Annotated in this window: 20 protein-coding genes; 2 read left to right on the top strand and 18 right to left on the bottom strand. The window is 56.8% G+C overall.

Annotated elements, in window-relative coordinates:
• The 11 genes from sdhD to pspA form a co-directional block, all read right to left on the bottom strand.
• On the bottom strand, positions 1 to 384 hold the full coding sequence (gene sdhD, locus AC5Q5A_RS02310; RefSeq protein ID WP_008888452.1) for a succinate dehydrogenase, hydrophobic membrane anchor protein: 384 nt from the start codon (positions 382 to 384) through the stop codon (positions 1 to 3).
• Between the two features lie 26 nt (positions 385 to 410).
• Positions 411 to 791, bottom strand: a complete 381-nt coding sequence (gene sdhC / locus AC5Q5A_RS02305) for a succinate dehydrogenase, cytochrome b556 subunit (protein ID WP_008888453.1) — start codon at positions 789 to 791, stop codon at positions 411 to 413.
• A gap of 403 nt (positions 792 to 1,194) precedes the next feature.
• Complete coding sequence (locus AC5Q5A_RS02300) at positions 1,195 to 2,244, bottom strand: MaoC family dehydratase (protein ID WP_063086731.1); 1,050 nt, start codon at positions 2,242 to 2,244, stop codon at positions 1,195 to 1,197.
• A 123-nt stretch (positions 2,245 to 2,367) separates the two neighbouring features.
• Complete coding sequence (locus tag AC5Q5A_RS02295) at positions 2,368 to 3,246, bottom strand: HpcH/HpaI aldolase/citrate lyase family protein (protein WP_493894202.1); 879 nt, start codon at positions 3,244 to 3,246, stop codon at positions 2,368 to 2,370.
• 154 nt (positions 3,247 to 3,400) lie between these two features.
• Entirely contained in the window at positions 3,401 to 4,483 is a 1,083-nt protein-coding gene (locus AC5Q5A_RS02290) for a serine hydrolase domain-containing protein (RefSeq protein WP_493894201.1), read from the bottom strand.
• Positions 4,484 to 4,605: 122 nt separating this feature from the next.
• Complete coding sequence (locus AC5Q5A_RS02285; protein WP_493894200.1) at positions 4,606 to 4,938, bottom strand: hypothetical protein; 333 nt, start codon at positions 4,936 to 4,938, stop codon at positions 4,606 to 4,608.
• 39 nt (positions 4,939 to 4,977) lie between these two features.
• A complete protein-coding gene (locus AC5Q5A_RS02280) occupies positions 4,978 to 5,547 on the bottom strand; it encodes an EndoU domain-containing protein (protein ID WP_493894199.1) in 570 nt (189 codons plus the stop codon).
• A 27-nt stretch (positions 5,548 to 5,574) separates the two neighbouring features.
• Positions 5,575 to 6,951: an ATP-binding protein gene (locus AC5Q5A_RS02275; protein WP_296989432.1), complete on the bottom strand. Its 1,377-nt coding sequence runs from the start codon at positions 6,949 to 6,951 to the stop codon at positions 5,575 to 5,577.
• A 274-nt stretch (positions 6,952 to 7,225) separates the two neighbouring features.
• Complete coding sequence (locus tag AC5Q5A_RS02270; protein WP_493894198.1) at positions 7,226 to 7,699, bottom strand: hypothetical protein; 474 nt, start codon at positions 7,697 to 7,699, stop codon at positions 7,226 to 7,228.
• A 107-nt stretch (positions 7,700 to 7,806) separates the two neighbouring features.
• Positions 7,807 to 8,064: an envelope stress response membrane protein PspB gene (pspB, locus tag AC5Q5A_RS02265; RefSeq protein WP_232308297.1), complete on the bottom strand. Its 258-nt coding sequence runs from the start codon at positions 8,062 to 8,064 to the stop codon at positions 7,807 to 7,809.
• Positions 8,065 to 8,112: 48 nt separating this feature from the next.
• The gene (gene pspA / locus AC5Q5A_RS02260; RefSeq protein WP_008888471.1) at positions 8,113 to 8,790 is read right to left on the bottom strand and encodes a phage shock protein PspA; all 678 of its coding nucleotides are present in this window, start codon (positions 8,788 to 8,790) and stop codon (positions 8,113 to 8,115) included.
• Between the two features lie 170 nt (positions 8,791 to 8,960).
• Here pspA and pspF point away from each other — a divergent pair, with 170 nt between their 5' ends.
• Together pspF and AC5Q5A_RS02250 are read left to right on the top strand one after the other, a co-directional pair.
• Positions 8,961 to 9,968, top strand: coding sequence for a phage shock protein operon transcriptional activator (gene pspF, locus AC5Q5A_RS02255; protein WP_493894197.1), 1,008 nt, complete (start codon positions 8,961 to 8,963; stop codon positions 9,966 to 9,968).
• A gap of 5 nt (positions 9,969 to 9,973) precedes the next feature.
• Positions 9,974 to 10,429, top strand: coding sequence for a hypothetical protein (locus tag AC5Q5A_RS02250; RefSeq protein WP_493894196.1), 456 nt, complete (start codon positions 9,974 to 9,976; stop codon positions 10,427 to 10,429).
• 23 nt (positions 10,430 to 10,452) lie between these two features.
• Here AC5Q5A_RS02250 and AC5Q5A_RS02245 read toward each other — a convergent pair whose 3' ends face one another.
• The 7 genes from AC5Q5A_RS02245 to AC5Q5A_RS02215 form a co-directional block, all read right to left on the bottom strand.
• A complete protein-coding gene (locus tag AC5Q5A_RS02245) occupies positions 10,453 to 11,586 on the bottom strand; it encodes an acyl-CoA dehydrogenase (protein ID WP_493894195.1) in 1,134 nt (377 codons plus the stop codon).
• 78 nt (positions 11,587 to 11,664) lie between these two features.
• The gene (locus AC5Q5A_RS02240) at positions 11,665 to 12,285 is read right to left on the bottom strand and encodes a carbonic anhydrase (protein WP_008888479.1); all 621 of its coding nucleotides are present in this window, start codon (positions 12,283 to 12,285) and stop codon (positions 11,665 to 11,667) included.
• Between the two features lie 142 nt (positions 12,286 to 12,427).
• Entirely contained in the window at positions 12,428 to 12,739 is a 312-nt protein-coding gene (locus AC5Q5A_RS02235) for a P-II family nitrogen regulator (protein ID WP_007088811.1), read from the bottom strand.
• 4 nt (positions 12,740 to 12,743) lie between these two features.
• On the bottom strand, positions 12,744 to 13,718 hold the full coding sequence (locus AC5Q5A_RS02230; RefSeq protein WP_064779965.1) for a sodium-dependent bicarbonate transport family permease: 975 nt from the start codon (positions 13,716 to 13,718) through the stop codon (positions 12,744 to 12,746).
• 163 nt (positions 13,719 to 13,881) lie between these two features.
• The gene (locus tag AC5Q5A_RS02225) at positions 13,882 to 15,069 is read right to left on the bottom strand and encodes an acetyl-CoA C-acyltransferase (RefSeq protein ID WP_493894194.1); all 1,188 of its coding nucleotides are present in this window, start codon (positions 15,067 to 15,069) and stop codon (positions 13,882 to 13,884) included.
• 46 nt (positions 15,070 to 15,115) lie between these two features.
• Complete coding sequence (locus AC5Q5A_RS02220; protein WP_493894193.1) at positions 15,116 to 16,288, bottom strand: isovaleryl-CoA dehydrogenase; 1,173 nt, start codon at positions 16,286 to 16,288, stop codon at positions 15,116 to 15,118.
• A 58-nt stretch (positions 16,289 to 16,346) separates the two neighbouring features.
• Entirely contained in the window at positions 16,347 to 16,811 is a 465-nt protein-coding gene (locus AC5Q5A_RS02215; RefSeq protein ID WP_493894192.1) for a PaaI family thioesterase, read from the bottom strand.
• Positions 16,812 to 16,869 lie beyond the last annotated feature (58 nt).

Below are 16,869 nucleotides of genomic sequence, written 5' to 3'. Positions count from 1 at the left end.
TCAGGCTCCGGCAAAAACGATACGCAGGACTGATACGATAGCCGCCACAGACAAGAAGGCTGCGACCGCCTTGATCAGCATCAGCGAGATCACTTCTGCTTTACGGTTATGCACATAATCTTCGATCACAACCTGCAGGCCGTGCGTGAAATGCACGGCAACACTGACGATCATCAGGATCATCATGGTTGAATGGAAATACGAGCTCAACCAAGCGTGAACGGCATCGTAATTCGCCGTGTGCCCGGCAAGTATAGAAACAATGAACCAGATGCCGAGCGGAAGGTTTGCAGCAGCCGTAACGCGCTGGGTCCACCAGTGCGAAGAGCCACTTTTGGCAGAACCGAGACCGCGGACACGGCCCAGATCGGATTGCATCTTCATGACAAGTTGTCCCCTCTTGCCCGGCCCTAGGCCAGACCGATGATCCAGGTGAGAATGGTCAGCACGACTGCCGCGCCAAGGACGATCGGGTTGCCTTTGGCAGCACCCTCATTCGTCAGGCCGCGACCGGTATCCCAGACAAGGTGACGGATCCCGTTGCAGGCGTGGTAATAAAACGCCGCCGTCCAACCGAACAGCAGCAGCAGACCAAACCACGAGGTGAAAAATCCGTGATAGCCGTTAAAGGCTTCACGACCAGCGCCGGCACCAATCAGCCAGGACGCCAAAAATACGAAACCAATGGCAAGGCCGACACCCATCACGCGGAAGGAGATGGACATCTTTGCCGTCATCGGAAGCCGGTACACCTGCAAGTGCGGAGACAGCGGCCGATTGGCTTTGCTCATAGCGGAATTGCCTCTTCTCAAAGTAGCTGGCGGGAAAGCAGGGTTTATTTACCCATGCAGCGGGTTTGAGTCAATCTGAACCCCTTTGTAAACCAAAGAAATCAGTGACAAAACGCCTCAACTGCCTCCGTTAAACTACGTAGGTTGACCTCTCAGACACCGTAAACACCCTGCGGGAAGGGCGCTGCGAAGGACACGGGTCATTCACTTACGGCGTAACGTGCTTTTAGCAATCGCACAATTAGACCTTCTTACGCAAGGAAACTGCCAGCGGATCGGGTCTTATTTATTGCAAACACATATGAATGCGCCCTCACCCGATCAAGACCGGGTCCAGGCGCGCGGCGAAATTACCCTGGCGCGGCCAAACGAAAAGTTAAGCCACTCCAGGATTTATGACGAGTCAGCGCGCGATCAGCACCGTGTAGTCGAAATCAAGCAACACATCAGACTGATATTTGCCATCCGCGTCCTTAAGCGGGAAGTCACTGGCCTGACGATCACGCACCGCCACCAGACGCAGGCGAAGCGCGCCAAGATCACGACGACCGGGCACCTCGAACTTGCCCAGAACTTCCGACCAAGCAAAAATCGTATCCCCGGCAAAGGCCGGATTGGCGTGCGCCCCGGCATTGATCGCGGCAATCCGGAACGCATTGCCAAGCCCATTGAATGAAAGGGCCCGGCACAGCGAAATGATATGCCCGCCATAAATCAACCGCTTGCCAAACCGTCCGCCATTGGCCGCGACCTGATCGAAATGAACCTTGGCGGTGTTTTGATAAAGCCGGGTTGCGATCTGATGTTCGGCTTCTTCCAGGGTCATGCCATCGACATGATCGATCTTCTCGCCGACATAATAGTCATCCCAACGGTGCGGTGATCCGGAAAGCTCGGTCGAATAGCCCGACACATCAAGCCCGACCGGGATCTGAAATGCCTCGGGCGCAACCACACCGGGCAATTCCGGCAGGACCGTTTCCGGGGCCGGGGCACTTTCATCACGTTTGCGCACCATGACCCAGCGATTGTAATCAAGCACCATCTCGCCACGCTGATTGCGCCCGACGGAATTGACATAAACCACACCGGTCTTGCCGTTGGAATTTTCCTTGATCCCGGTGACGGTCGAAACCGAACTGACCGTATCGCCGGGATAGACCGGAACACCAAACACGCCCCCGGCATAGCCCAGATTGGCCACCGCATTCAGCGACACATCCGGCACCGTCTTGCCAAACACCATGTGAAACGCCAACAGGTCATCGACGGGTGCGGCCTTATAGCCGATGCTTTGGGCAAACTCGTCAGACGACTGCACGGCAAAGCGCGGGCCATACAGCCCGGTATAAAGCGCCACATCCCCGCTTGTGATTGTGCGCGGGGTGGCATGGCGGATTTCCTGTCCGATCTGGAAATCCTCAAAATAATTGCCCGGGTTGGTCTTTGACATTCGATTGCCTCCCTGAAAGGCCGGAATTTCTGTAAAACACCGGTGCGCGCCAGCTTGGCTGTCTTGCTTGCAGCCATTTTCGTTACTCGGCGCGACCGGTTTTGTCTGATTCTGTTGCTGCGCTTAGGCGGCGTCCATTTCCGCAATCAAATCGGCCATCGCGACCAATTTCTTGGCCGACACCACATGCAGATTTTCAATCAGCTTGCCATCGACCACGACCACACCCTTGCCTGCGGCACCGGCTTCTTCGTGGGCAGCAATGATTTTACGCGCCCACTCGATCTCGGCCTCTGCCGGGGCAAACGCTTCGTTGGCCGCTGCAATGGTTTTGGGATGAATAAGCGTCTTGCCATCAAAGCCAAACTCGCGCCCCTGCTTGCAGGACGCGGCAAACCCGGCATCGTCCGACAGATCAAGATGCACACCATCAAGGATGGCAAGCCCGTATGCCCGTGCCGCCAACAGACACAGACCAAGGCTGGTCACCATCGGCAGACGGTCCGGGGTATGCGCACAGTTCAGATCCTTGGCAAGATCCGACGTCCCCATGACAAACCCGCCCAGACGCGGGTGCGCCCCGGCAATTTCCTTGGCATTGAGCATCGCAAGCGGGGTTTCCATCATGCACCAGATGGTCATGCCCGCATGCGCGCCTTCGGCCTCCATGATATTGGCAACCTGTCGCACGGTATCGGCACTTTCGACCTTGGGCAGCAGAATGGCATCTGCGGATGTTTTGGATGCCGCAACGATATCGGCATAGCCCCACGGCGTGTTCAGGCCATTGGTCCTGATCTGGATTTCGCGTTTGCCATAGCCGCCCTCGGAAAGCGCGCTGACAATCTGATCCCGCGCAGCATCCTTGGCGTCGGGGGCCACCGCATCCTCAAGATCCAGAATAAGCCCGTCGGCCGGAAGGCTTCTGCCCTTTTCAAGGGCGCGCGCATTGGAACCCGGCATATACAAAACAGAACGGCGCGGACGTGGGGCTGCAGCCATCAGGAATCTCCCGTTTGATAATATTCGTACAATATTTGATATTTATTTTTACGAAAATTACCCAAACTCGCTTTTCACTGCAAGCCACTTTTTGCGGTGCGGCATAGTGAGCCCGCCGCAGGCAGGGAATCATCAGCAATGCAGCGAGGTGGCCCTATTCCGGCTTGCCGAACAAACCGGTCATCAGCATGCTGGTCACGGATGGCACTTCATTGAGCGCCCGGCCATTGGCGAGAAACACCACCACCGTGTCCTGTTCCGGGAACCAGGAAAACTCGGCGGAATAGCCAAAATAGATGCCGTCATGACCCCAGACCGGGCCCCAGTCGCTTGAGCCGATCATAAGCCCATAGCCATAAGACCCGTCACCGGCAAAAACGGTATCGGTCGTTGCGCGCTCAATCGCGTTCGGACCCAGCAGCACACCCTCAACAAAAAGCGTACGGGCGAATTTGACCAAATCTTCCGTCGTTGAAATCACCCCGCCATCGGCCAACTGATCGCCAACATCATAATCGGTAACGTCTTCAAGCTGCCCGTCGCCATCGGCATCATCAAAGCCGCGCGCCAGCGATGCGGGCCGCGGAAACCGGCCAAAGGATGTATTAATCATCTCGGCTGGTTCAAAAATCCGGCGATTGAACACCGCCTCGATATGGTCACCCTCGACCGCCTCGATCATCACGCCGAGCAGGATGAAATTACTGTTGGACGGCGCATAATTTGTTCCCGGCGCAAAATAGGCTTCCCGATCGGCAATCAACGGCAACAGCTCGACATTGCGCCAGCCATGCTGCGGGTCGCGCCCGACCAGCTCAAAAAAGAACTCGCCATCAAGGTAATCGGGAATGCCCGAACTGTTGCGCAGCAAATCACGAATGGTCGCACGATCGGCATTGGCAATGCGATCGCGGAAGGCTCCGGGCAGGTATTTGCCAATCGGATCGGCCAGATCAATCCGCTTCTCGGACGCCAGTTGCAGGGTCACAACCGCCGTCATCATCTTGGTCAGCGATCCGATATAAAACTGCCGATCCCGCGTCATGCCGGTTTCGGGCCGCACACTGGCATAACCGGTCGCGGCATAGCGCACATTGCCCTCGCCATAACCAATCGCCACCACCGCGCCGGGAAGTCCGGCATGTTCGACATATTGATGCAGGAATTTTTCCAACGGATCAGACGGCGCTTCCTTGCCACTGCCGCCTTGCGCCCATGCGGGATGGCTCGCAGACATGACAAACGCCACCGCCAATATCACCATCGCACATGCGGGAATACGCCAGAATGCCGGGTTCAAATCGCTTTACTCATCCTGTCCAACCACGCCCAGCTTCGGGCAAATTGCTTTCCGCCCGGTTAATCCGGACTTTCCGAGAGCTTTGATATCCAGGCCCTCAGCGCCGCCTCAAGGTCATTGGTGCGGACCGTTACCGGGCTTTCACCCGCTTCGTCATAAACCGGCGCGATCTCGGTTGTGTCCGGCCCGACCTTCAAGATGTAGGCATTCATCGCCATTTCCCAAGAGGGTTCAAGATCTTGGCGCACCTTGCCAACCTGCAAAAGCACATCAGCCGCCCATTGGTCCGCACGCCCGATATCCATCACAAGACAAGCCGCAATCCGGTCATGGCCCGGATCATCGGCCACCTTGCCCGGCCAATCGGGCAGCGGGAAATCACCGGCTGTCATTATAAAAGTCTTTCATCACCTGCCGTTTGCCACCCTTGATCAGTACAGCGGAAATGCCGTGTTGATATTGCCTGCGTTCGCCCCGTGACTGAGTGTGGCAAAGGCGATGTAAAAGCGCACATCTTCCGATGGGCCAACGCAATATCCCGCACCCGCCACCGAACCGCCTTCAGGTCGGTTGAACCCGCAAGATGCCCAATGCGGCGCGCCGGTCGGACACGCCACCTGATGGTCATAGGCATGAATAATGGATTTCTCGACCTCCGCCTGACTGCATGTATCCGGGTACATGGTCGAAAACTTCGATGGGTTGGTGCCATCGGGATTCACCAGCGTGATGGTCGCGCCATACACGCCACTGGCATTGGGTTCTTGCGTGATCTTCACATCCGCAACGCTTGCCGGATTGATGCCATCCGGGCGGGAATGGAAACCCTTCGCCCGATTGCCATCGACCTCGCCACAAAAGACATGCTCGATATTGATCGGCGGTGTGGTGTTACTCCAATGCGGATTGGCAGGGCAGGCAACCTGTGCCTGCGCAAACGCAATCGCTGGCAACACTATCCCGGCAAAAAAGCAGAGGCAAAACCGTAAAAGCCCAGTCATCAAAGACCTCCTTCCCAGCGCGCCACATCAAAGCTGCGAAAATTCAAGCCCGATGCGAAGGGCCAGCACACTGGCCGGCTCAAAGCGCATCGGCACCCCGCCAAGCTTCCCGCCATGCCACTGCGCCTTGGTCAGGACAAACGCGCCAAGTGGCAGGGCATGACTGCCCCGGAAATTGACCAGCGCGCGGATTTCCTTGGGCTTGCGGATCGCCTCATCGCGCCACAGGCAGTGATAAGCAAAAAGCGGCGTGCCGGAGCGACGATCAAGGAACACAAACGGCACCTCATATTGCCCCCAGCGCGCGTAATACAGGCTTTCCATGCCCACGCTTGACGTCAGGAACTGGGTCTGAATCGCGGTTTCCGCCAACCGCGTGATGGTGGCACTATCAGACGCCCGAACGCCAATCAAACCAGTGCGCAAGCCCGGATGAATGAGGTGCACCTTGAACGCCACCGCGCGCTGAAACGGTTTGGCGTCCTGATCGACACGTTCAAGACGGCGCACCAGCCAGGCACTTTCAAGATATTCAAGATACCGCCGAAGCGTGTTCTTGGCGATATCAAGCTCGCGCGCCAGCCCCTCGATAGAAAATTCCGAACCGGTGTTATAGGCCAGAAGCGCAAACAACCGATGCAAATCCGATGGGCTTGAAATGCCATGCAGGCCCGGCAAATCCGAATGAAGTGATCGGTGAATGGCCCCGGCCTCGCCATTGGCGGCATGAAAACCGCCTTCATTGATATAGTCTTCAAACAGGTCGTTGAGTGCCACCAAGCCGTCTGGCACATCCGCCGTATAGCGCCCGACATTTGGCGTTTCGGGCAACACATCACTGGGTGCGATGCCCTTTTGCTCAAGATATTCGGCAAAGCTGAAAGGCGGTAAAAACAGGCTTTGGATATATTCCGCATTATCGCCCGCAGGTGCGAGCGCACTAACCGCCACCACGCGTAACATCGGATCGGCGGCGAGCAGTTTGATCAGGCTGGCCTCCCAGTCGCGCTGATAGGACACCTCATCGATAAACAGCCAAAGCGGATGATCGGCCGAAATACCGCGCATGGAGCGCAGCAGCTTCGGCAAACGCGGCAGGTCGACCTCAAGAAACAGCGGATGCTCAAGCGAGATATAGCAAACATGGCGCCGCGGCGTGTCGGCATTCAAAAGCTCTGCCACGGCCTGGCGCATCATCACGGTCTTGCCCACCCCGCGCGGGCCGGTCAGAACAACCGCCTTTTGGCCGTCATTCTTTTCAATCGCCGCCCAGAACCGCTTGAAAAATGCCCGCTGCGGCAGGCCTTGCACCTGATCATCGGTAACGCCATCCCACCACGGGTTATCAAGCATCAAACGATGCAGAAAATCCTGTTCGCCGGGATGCTCGATCATGGTCGTCATATGGTGCTCCCCAAAAGCTGCCTGCCCTATAGCGCACTATATGGGCAATTTTTCCGACTTTGCCGGAAAAACCTTTAAATTAGGTATAGTGATAAACGCTATTTGGGGGTTTTGCCGCAAGAACCTGCAAACAAAAAGAAAAACCGGACCTCCTGAGAAGTCCGGTTTAATGTTTGACGACGGTTCTTCGGGTCAAGACCCGTGCTAACGCGAGGGGGGATTTGGGGTAGCTGTTAAAACCGCCGTCAATCTCGTCAAAATGCTCGGCTCGTGCTTAGGCCTTCGGCCCATCCGTTTTGGTATCGTCCGGCTTGCTGTCTTTATCGGCCTTGCTGGCGTCGTCATCCTCTTTCATCTTTTTGAATTCGGATGCCATGCGGTAATCGCCAGATGCGACAAAACCTTCCATCGAACCGGTGCGCCGTTCCAGATCGTCAAACTGCTCGCGCAGGTCTTCCATCCAGCTTTCTTCATAATCAACACCAACCGTCGGGCGCTCGTTTGCGGCATCGGCCGTGCTGTTGTTCTGGCGGGCGGCACGTCCGGCCGATGTGCTTTGACCGGCACCGCGTACTTTACCGCGCAAAGCATCAAACCACTGCGGATGATGGACATAGGCCCATGCCAGACCAAACAGCATCACGCCGACCGGGAAGCTGAAGATCAGAACCAGAATGAAGGCAATCAGCACCCCTTTGCGCGGAATGCCAAAGGCTTCTGAAATGCCGCGCGTGGTACGGCCGATCACACCATGACGCCTGGAACCGTCCGGGTTGTGCCGTGAGCCACATCCACAGCGCGAGCGTCTTTTGTGACTGCGCCCAAAACCGTCTCCGGCAGTAGCTTGCTGAGCAGTCATATCCTGTTCCTCCATTCGGCAACCTCGGCATCTAACAGGCGTTCAAGTGTTTCGACACGCGTTTCGAGTCGCTTTGCCCGCTGTTTCAGACCCGCCACCGCTTCCTTTTCGCGGGCTGTCTGTTCCGGGCTTTGCGGGCGTTGCTCGGCCTTCATGCGTTTCCAAACCGTGATGTAATGAAACACCACCCAAACCGGGCCAACAACGGTGATCAAAACGATAAGAGGTACGGCAATCGCCCACATATTCGACATCTCGTTCTTTCAAACAGATCAACGCATCGAAACACGAAAACCCGTTACTTATTTGTCTTTTTTCGCGTCGCTTTTCACGCGTGCTTTCAGTTCCTTAAGATCATCCTCGATCCCGAGCTCGGCCTCAAGGTCTTCGAACTGTTCCTCAAGGCTCTGTCCGCGACCAAGGTCCCAGGAGTCCGCACTCGCTTCAAGCTCGTCAATCCGGCGTTCCATCTGCTCATAACGCAGAAGCGCTTCGTCGATCTGACCGGAATGCAGCTTTTCTTTCATTTTGACACGCTTTTCAGCCGTCTGCATGCGGATTTCAACCGTACGCTGTTTCGCCTTGGCTTCGTTCAGCTTGTTCTGAAGCTTGTTGAGGTCCTCGTCATACTTGCCAAGGGTTTCCTCGATCACTTCCAGTTCGCGCTCAAGCACAAGGCTCTGATCGGCCAGACGACGGCGCGCCATCAGTGCGCCCTTGGCCAGATCATCACGGCCCTTGGAAACAGCAAACTCTGCCTTGGTGTCCCATTCGACCTGACCGTCATGAAGTTTCTTAAGCTTGCGCTCGACTTCCTTCTTGTCGGCAATCGCCTTGACGGCGGCGGAACGCACCTCAACCAGGGTGTCTTCCATTTCCTGGATCATCAACCGCACCATTTTCTCCGGATCTTCGGCACGATCCAGAAGCGAGTTGATGTTAGCATTTACGATATCGGACAAACGCGAAAACACGCCCATTGTCTGATCTCCTTAATTAATCGGGGGACGCTACAAATTCTGCACTCTGTATTTCAAATGCCGTGCCAGTTTTGAAATTCCATAAAATCAATGATTTAATTAATCATCAGACTTTTTATTTAACTTTTATCGCGACAATATTGTCGTTTTGCGATAACGTTTTTCGCGAAATGGATAGCTTGCAACCGATATTGGGCGAAGACCCCGTTTTTCTGGCTGCCCTTGAACATGTTTCACACTTGGCGCCGATTGAACGCCCGTGTCTGGTGCTTGGCGAACGCGGTTCGGGCAAGGAACTGATTGCAGCACGCCTGCATTACCTGTCGCGCCGCTGGGGCGGGCCACTGGTCAAGGTCAACTGCGCCGCCCTGTCTGAAACCCTGCTTGATACCGAACTTTTCGGACACGAAGCCGGGGCGTTTACCGGGGCGTCCAAACGCCATATCGGGCGGTTCGAACGTGCACACGGCGGCACAATCATTCTTGATGAAATCGCCACCGCAAGCCCTGTGGTGCAGGAAAAGCTTCTGCGCGTGGTGGAGTATGGCGAGATCGAACGCGTCGGCGGCTCGGAAGTCATCGAAGTCGACACCCGCGTCATTGGTGTGACAAATGAAAACCTGCGCGAACTGGCCAAAACCAACAGGTTCCGCGCCGACCTGCTTGATCGCCTCGCCTTTGACGTGATTGCTGTCCCGCCGCTCCGGCAAAGGTCTGATGATATCCTGTTACTCGCCGAACAGTTCGCACTTGAGATGACAAAACGGCTGGGCCGCAGCGTCTTTCCGGGCTTCTCGCGCAAAGCCGCCGAACAACTTCTCCGCTATCCCTGGCCCGGCAATATCCGTGAACTGCGCAACGCAGTTGAACGCAGCATCTATCTTGCTGAGGACGACGAAACCCCGCTGGCCCACATCACCATCGATCCGTTCGAGGACATCTGGTCCGAGACCGACCGTGACACACCGACACCTGCGGAAGAAGTCGACACGCCGGAACCAGACGCAACTATCGACTTCAAATCACAGGTCGCCAATTTCGAAATCAAACTGCTTGAACAGGCCCTGCGCCAAAACGCCAACAACCAGACCGAGGCTGCCAAAGCGCTTGATCTGAACTATCACCAGTTTCGCAGGTTACTGGAAAAGCACGGACTTCTGCCCGGGCGTCAGGATTAAGGCCGATGTATCAGCCAAGAACACCGAACTATCGCAAAAGCGATCCGGTGATGCGCTGGAACCTGCCGGACCGTGTGTTCTTTGCCTGTGGTGCCTGCCACATCCTCGCCCACGCCTTTATCAAGCGATACAGCGCGATTGGGGAGCTCACGGCACTTTGGCTTCACCCGACAAAGGATCATCCGGGCAATCACATTGTCGTCGCCCACGATGACTGGGTGTTTGATTATCATGGCTACAGTAAGCGTACGGCGTTCTTCAGCCACTACATCCGCCGGGCCAGACAATGCTGGCCGGACTGGGACGTCGAAATCAAAGAAATCCCGCACGACGTTTTGATTTCCGAACCCAAGTCGCGCCAGATCGATGGATTATGGCTTCGCGAACCCAAACAGTTCCTGCATGACGCCCTGCCGCGCGCGGAACGCTTCGTCGAACGCTTTGCCCCGCCACCGATCTAACAATCAGCCGACGCGCACCCTCGTCAATCCGCCAACGCCCGCGCAATCACCATCCGCTGGATATCAGACGTACCTTCATAGATCTGGCACACCCGCACATCGCGATAGATCCGCTCGACCGGGAAGTCCTTGAGGTAGCCGTAGCCGCCATGGATCTGAATGGCGGCCGAGCAGACTTCCTCGGCAATTTCGGAGGCGTACATTTTCGCCATACAGGCCTCGGTCAGACACGGCTTGTGATCATCGCGCAAGGCAGCGGCGCGATGGACGAGCAACCGGGCGGCATCGATCTTGGTGGCCATATCGGCCAGACGAAACGCCACCGCCTGATGTTCAATGATTTTCTTGCCAAACGTTTCGCGTTCATTGGCGTAATCCTTTGCGGCCTCGAACGCCGCACGTGCCATGCCGACCGACTGGGCGGCAATGCCGATGCGCCCGCCTTCAAGGTTGGCAAGCGCGATCTTGTAGCCCTGCCCTTCCTCGCCCAACATATTTTCGGCTGGCACCCGGCATTCAACAAAGGTGATCTGGCAGGTGTCCGAGGCATTCTGACCAAGCTTTTCCTCAACCCGGGATACGACATATCCCGGCGTGTCGGTCGGCACGATAAAGGCCGAAATGCCGCGCTTGCCCGCATCCGGGTCGGTGACGGCAAAGACGATGGCGACATCGCCCTCGGACCCCGATGTGATGAATTGCTTGGCGCCATTCAGAACCCAGTGATCGCCATCGCGCACAGCACGGGTGCGCAATGCACTGGCATCTGATCCGGCCTGCGGTTCGGTCAGGCAGAACGCCCCGATTTTTTCGCCGCGCGCCATCGGGATCAGAAATTCCTGCTTTTGTGCCTCTGTCCCGAATTTCAGGATCGGCATGCAGCCAACAGAATTATGCACCGACATGATGGTCGATGTTGCCCCGTCACCAGCGGCAATTTCTTCGAGTGCGAGGGCATAGGCGACATGATCCATGCCCGCCCCGCCATACTCGTCAGGCACCAGCATGCCCAAAAAGCCGAGCTCACCCAGGCCTGCAATCGCCTCGGCCGGGAAGGTATGGTGGATGTCCCATTTTGCGGCATTGGGTTTGAGTTCGTTTTCAGCGAACTCGCGCGCGGTATCGCGCACCATGATCTGATGTTCTTCCAACCGCATGACGGCCACCCTCCCACTTTACGTTCAGCGGGCGATGTCCGGTCCTGCGATCAGAAGATCGTTTCCATCAGACCGGGCTTACTCTTCGCCCTGAACAAATTTGTCCTGCGCGGCATCAAAGCGCCACAGGATCCCTTCTTTCATGCCGTACCACCAGCCATGCAGCTTGAGGTCACCGGCCTCGACCCGTTCCTTGATGAACGGGAACGACATCAGGTTTTGCAGCGAGTTACGGATCGAATGACGCGATACCTTGTCGACATCCGGGCCATGTTCGAGACAGCATTTCGAAATGCTGACCCACTCGCCGATAAAGTCGCGGTCCGGCACCTTGCCCGCTTCGCCGTGCTCGACCAGAGCCTCCATGCCACCGCACGCCGAATGGCCCAGAATGACGATGTCCCTGACCTTCAGATCACGCACCGCAAATTCGATCGCCGACGACGTCCCGTGGTAATTCTCATCGGGCTCATAGGGCGGGACAAGGTTTGCCACGTTACGGATGACAAACATCTCGCCCGGCTCAGCATTGGTCAGGATGGCGGGATCAACGCGGGAATCAGAACAGGCAATCAGAAGAACTTCCGGTCGCTGGCCCATATTGACCAAGTCCTCGACGCGTTCCGGGCGCTGATCATAATACATCGCCTTAAAGCTCTTGAACCCGGCAAGCATCCGATCAACGGTTGGCTTTGACATCTCGCGAAGTCCCCTATTCTGTCATAACGCTGTCGACAAAATAGGACCAAATTGCCCAAGTTGATAGTCCCCATTCCAACCTTTTGAGCCGTTCTAAACGTGCGATCTCCTTTGTTTCGCAGACAACCAAACCCTGACGTTCCTAGAAACGATCCGCACGCAGCACCTGACAGTCACTGATCGTGACAACGCCAATGTGACGATCCACCACCTCGAACGCGGCTTCAAGCATCCGGTCAAGCTTCTCCGGGCGGATGATGCAGATCACCTGAACCATACCGCCGCCCCGCGACACGGTATCATCGCGGCTCCAACTGCCTGACCGACCCGATCCACCAAGCACCGGCAGCACGGAAAAGCCGGTAACCCCCGCCCCCTCAAGCGCCTGACGCAGGCGGCTTTCCATAATGGCTTCGATAATGATCGCCACGCGTTTGGCATCATGCTTTTCCATGGGATTAACCTCCGTGAACGGCGCTGGCCATCGCAAGATAAAGCGGAATGCCAAGCGTCAGGTTGAAGGGGAACGTCACGCCAAGCGACAGCGTAAGATAGACCGACGGATTGGCCTCTGGCAGGGCGACACGCATGGCCGCAGGCACCGCGATATAACTTGCCGAGGCGGCCAGAACCATCAACAGCACCGCCCCGCCAAGCGACAGCCCGATAATCAGCGCAAACGCCAGTCCAAGACAGGATCCGATCACCGGCATCAGCATCCCGAAAACAAGCGGCCCCGGACGCAACACCGCACGCCCCTGCTTAAGGCCACGTCCGGCAACCAGCCCCATATCGAGCAGGAACAGGCAAAGAACCCCCTGGAAGGGCGAGACAATCAGGGCTTCGATCTTGGCCATGCCCTCGGCACCGGTGATCCAACCGATAAAGAAACTGCCCACCAGCAAGACAATGGAACCATTAAGCAGGATTTCACGGATCAACGCGCCATCCATCCGGCCCTTGCCGCCCGATGACACCAGCAACAGGGCCGAGAAGATGGCAGGTGCCTCCATCGCGGCCGCCACCGCAACCATGTAACCCTCTGCGACGATGCCCGAACTTTGCAGGACCGAGGTTGCAGCGACAAACGTCACGATCGAGATCGAGCCATAATGCCCTGCGACCGCAGCGGCATCTGTTCTGCTCAGTTGCGATATCCAGCGCAAAAGCGCAAAGGCAATGAACGGCAAGACAAAGGACAGGATCACGCCCGCCATCAGGGTCATGCCAAGTGTCAGGTCAATGCCGTTATTTGAGACCGCCACCCCGCCCTTGAAGCCAATGGCAAACAGAAGATAAAGCGAAATGCCTTTGGCGACGGCTTCCGGGATCGTCAGATCCGATCGCGCAAGGGCAGCCCCCACCCCCAGAACAAAGAAAAGAACGATGGGCGACAGAAGATTTTGCGCCGCCAGGCTCAACACATCTTGCATGGCTGTCCCTTGACTATGATACCCCGGTGTTGGTGTCGCGCAAGCAGCCTCGCCCCTGCGCAAAAACCGCAATTCCGATAACAGGATCACGGTTTTCTGTCATCAGAAAGCCGAACGGTCTGATGACAGGGGCGTAACTTCGTTCACATAATTTACCAAAAACTTAAAGCAGCTCGATGGCAACCGCTGTGGCCTCACCGCCACCAATGCAAAGCGATGCCACACCCTTGGTCCCGCCATGGGTTTTAAGTGCATGGATCAGGGTTACGAGTAACCGCGCACCGGTGGCACCAATCGGATGGCCGAGTGCACAGGCACCGCCATGGACATTGACCTTGCCGTGATCAAGTTCCAGATCACGGATGGCGGCCATTGCCACCACGGCAAAGGCTTCGTTGATTTCCCAAAGATCGACATCGTCCTTGGACCAGCCGGTTTTGCCCAGCACCTTTTTGATCGCATCAATCGGGGCGGTCGTGAACCAGCAAGGTTCTTGGGCGTGGGTCGATTGACCGACGATTTTGGCAAGCGGCTTAAGCCCGCGCTTTTCGGCTTCCGACGCGCGCATGATCACAAGCGCCGCGGCGCCATCGGAAATCGATGCCGAATGGGCAGCCGTGACCGTGCCGTCCTTGGCAAAGGCCGGGCGCAGGGTCGGGATTTTTTCAGGTTTGGCCTTGGGCGGCTGTTCATCGGCATCAATGGTGACTTCGCCCTTGCGGGTGTTGAAGGTCACCGGGGTAATTTCATCGGCAAAATGGCCGGACGTGGCGGCGTTTTGCGCCCGCGTCAGGGATGTAATGGCATAGTCATCCTGCTCTTTGCGGGTAAAGCCGTATTTTTCTGCTGTTGCCTCGGCAAAGGTGCCCATTGAACGGCCCTTGTCATAGGCATCTTCCAGACCATCGAGCGCCATGTGGTCATAGACCATGTCATGGCCGTATTTGTGGCCCGACCGCATTTTCAGAAGCAGGAACGGCGCATTGGTCATGCTTTCCATGCCACCGACCACCATGACATTGGCGCCACCGGCGACCAGCGTATCATGAGCAAACATCACCGCTTTCATGCCCGATCCGCACATCTTGTTGATCGTGGTCGCGCCCGCCGCACGCGGGATGCCTGCATGCCAGGCAGCCTGACGGGCCGGTGCCTGCCCCTGACCGGCAGGAAGGACATTGCCCATGATGACTTCATCAATATCATCGGCGCTCATACCGCCGCGCTCAAGCGCTGCCTTGATGGCAACACCGCCCAGCTCGGCGGCGGTCACACTGGCAAAATCCCCCTGCAATCCGCCCATTGCGGTGCGGGCACAGGAAACAATGACGATCGGATCAGAAGTGCTCATGGTATGGGTCCGTTTGTTCGTGGGACGAAGTTTTCGGTTTTAACGCTCAGGCGGTTTCGCCAAATAGTTCGCGGCCAATCAGCATGCGGCGGATTTCGCTGGTGCCCGCGCCGATTTCATACAGCTTGGCATCGCGCAGCAAACGGCCGGTTGGGTATTCATTGATATAGCCGTTGCCGCCCAGCGTCTGAATGGCTTCAAGCGCCATCCAGGTTGCCTTTTCTGCGGCATAGAGGATCACACCGGCCGCATCCTTGCGCGAGGTTTCCCCGCGGTCGCACGCCTTGGCGACTTCGTAAACATAGGCACGACACGCATTCATCGTGGTGTACATATCGGCGATCTTGCCCTGCATCAGCTGGAACTCGCCAATCGCCTTACCGAACTGTTTGCGTTCATGAATATAGGGCACGACCACATCCATGCAGGCGCGCATGATCCCGGTCGGGCCTGCGGCCAGAACCGCACGTTCGTAATCAAGGCCGCTCATCAAAACACGCACACCGCCATTCAGCTGCCCCAAAATATTTTCCTCGGGCACTTCGCAATCCTGGAACACCAGCTCGCACGTGTTCGACCCGCGCATCCCCAGTTTGTCGAGCTTTTGTGCGGTCGAGAAACCCTTGAAGGTCTTTTCAATGATAAAGGCAGTAATGCCCTTGGGCCCGGCATCGGGATCGGTTTTGGCATAAACCACCAAGGTATTCGCATCCGGGCCGTTGGTGATCCACATCTTGTTGCCATTGAGGATGTAACGATCCCCCTTTTTCTCGGCCTTAAGCTTCATCGACACCACGTCCGACCCAGCGCCCGGCTCGCTCATCGCCAGCGCCCCGATATGTTCGCCGCTGATCAGTTTGGGCAGGTATTTGGCCTTTTGCTCGGGCGTGGCGTTGCGTTTGATCTGGTTGACGCACAGGTTGGAATGCGCGCCATATGACAGCGCGACCGAGGCCGACGCGCGACTGATTTCTTCCATGGCGATCACGTGCTCAAGATAACCAAGGCCGGTGCCGCCGTCTTCTTCGGACACCGTCATGCCCAGCAGGCCAAGATCACCGAATTTGCGCCACAGATCATTGGGAAACTGGTTGCTGGCATCAATCTCCGCCGCACGCGGGGCGATTTCGGCCTCGGCAAAAGACGAGACGGTTTCGCGGATGGCCTCCGCGGTTTCGCCAAGATCGAATTTCAGTCCGGGGAAGTCGAAAAATGCCATGTTACTGTTCCTGCCCTGCGCAATTTGGTTATTTGATAAAAGTGAATAATCAGCCCGATTATGCGGCGCTGGTGAGTAATTCCGGCGGAAGCTTCATCACCTTGAGCGTCTGAAGCGATGTCGCACAGAGGACGGTTTCGGTATTCCTCATACCAAAGACATCGATGCGGGTGACGATGATCGATCGACCCCGTGAAACCACCTCGCCAACCGCGCGCAACTGATCGCCCATGCCGGGTGCGACGATGTTGAGTTTGTATTCAATCGTCAGCATGCCCTGATCGGCCTCAACCAGGCTCCAGCCGGCGAAACCACCGGCGATATCGGCAAGCCCTGCAATCAGACCACCGTGGAAATAGCCGTTATGCTGCAACAGATCGGGCCGCGTTGGCACAATCACCTCGACCCGGCCCGGTTTGACATCAGAAACCTCGGCCCCAATCGACAGATTGTAGGGCTGCTGGGTGAAACGCCGGCGCACTTCGGCGACGTAATCGGGATTTTGCGGTTCAAACGAGGCCATGTCGCGATCCTGTGGTGAAACCGGCGCGATGAGGATCAAACACACCGGGATATGACGC

The sequence above is a fragment of the Thalassospira sp. CA1 genome, assembly GCF_059052855.1.
Note: the sequence above shows the minus strand (reverse complement) of the source record. Positions and strands in the feature narration are given on the sequence as shown.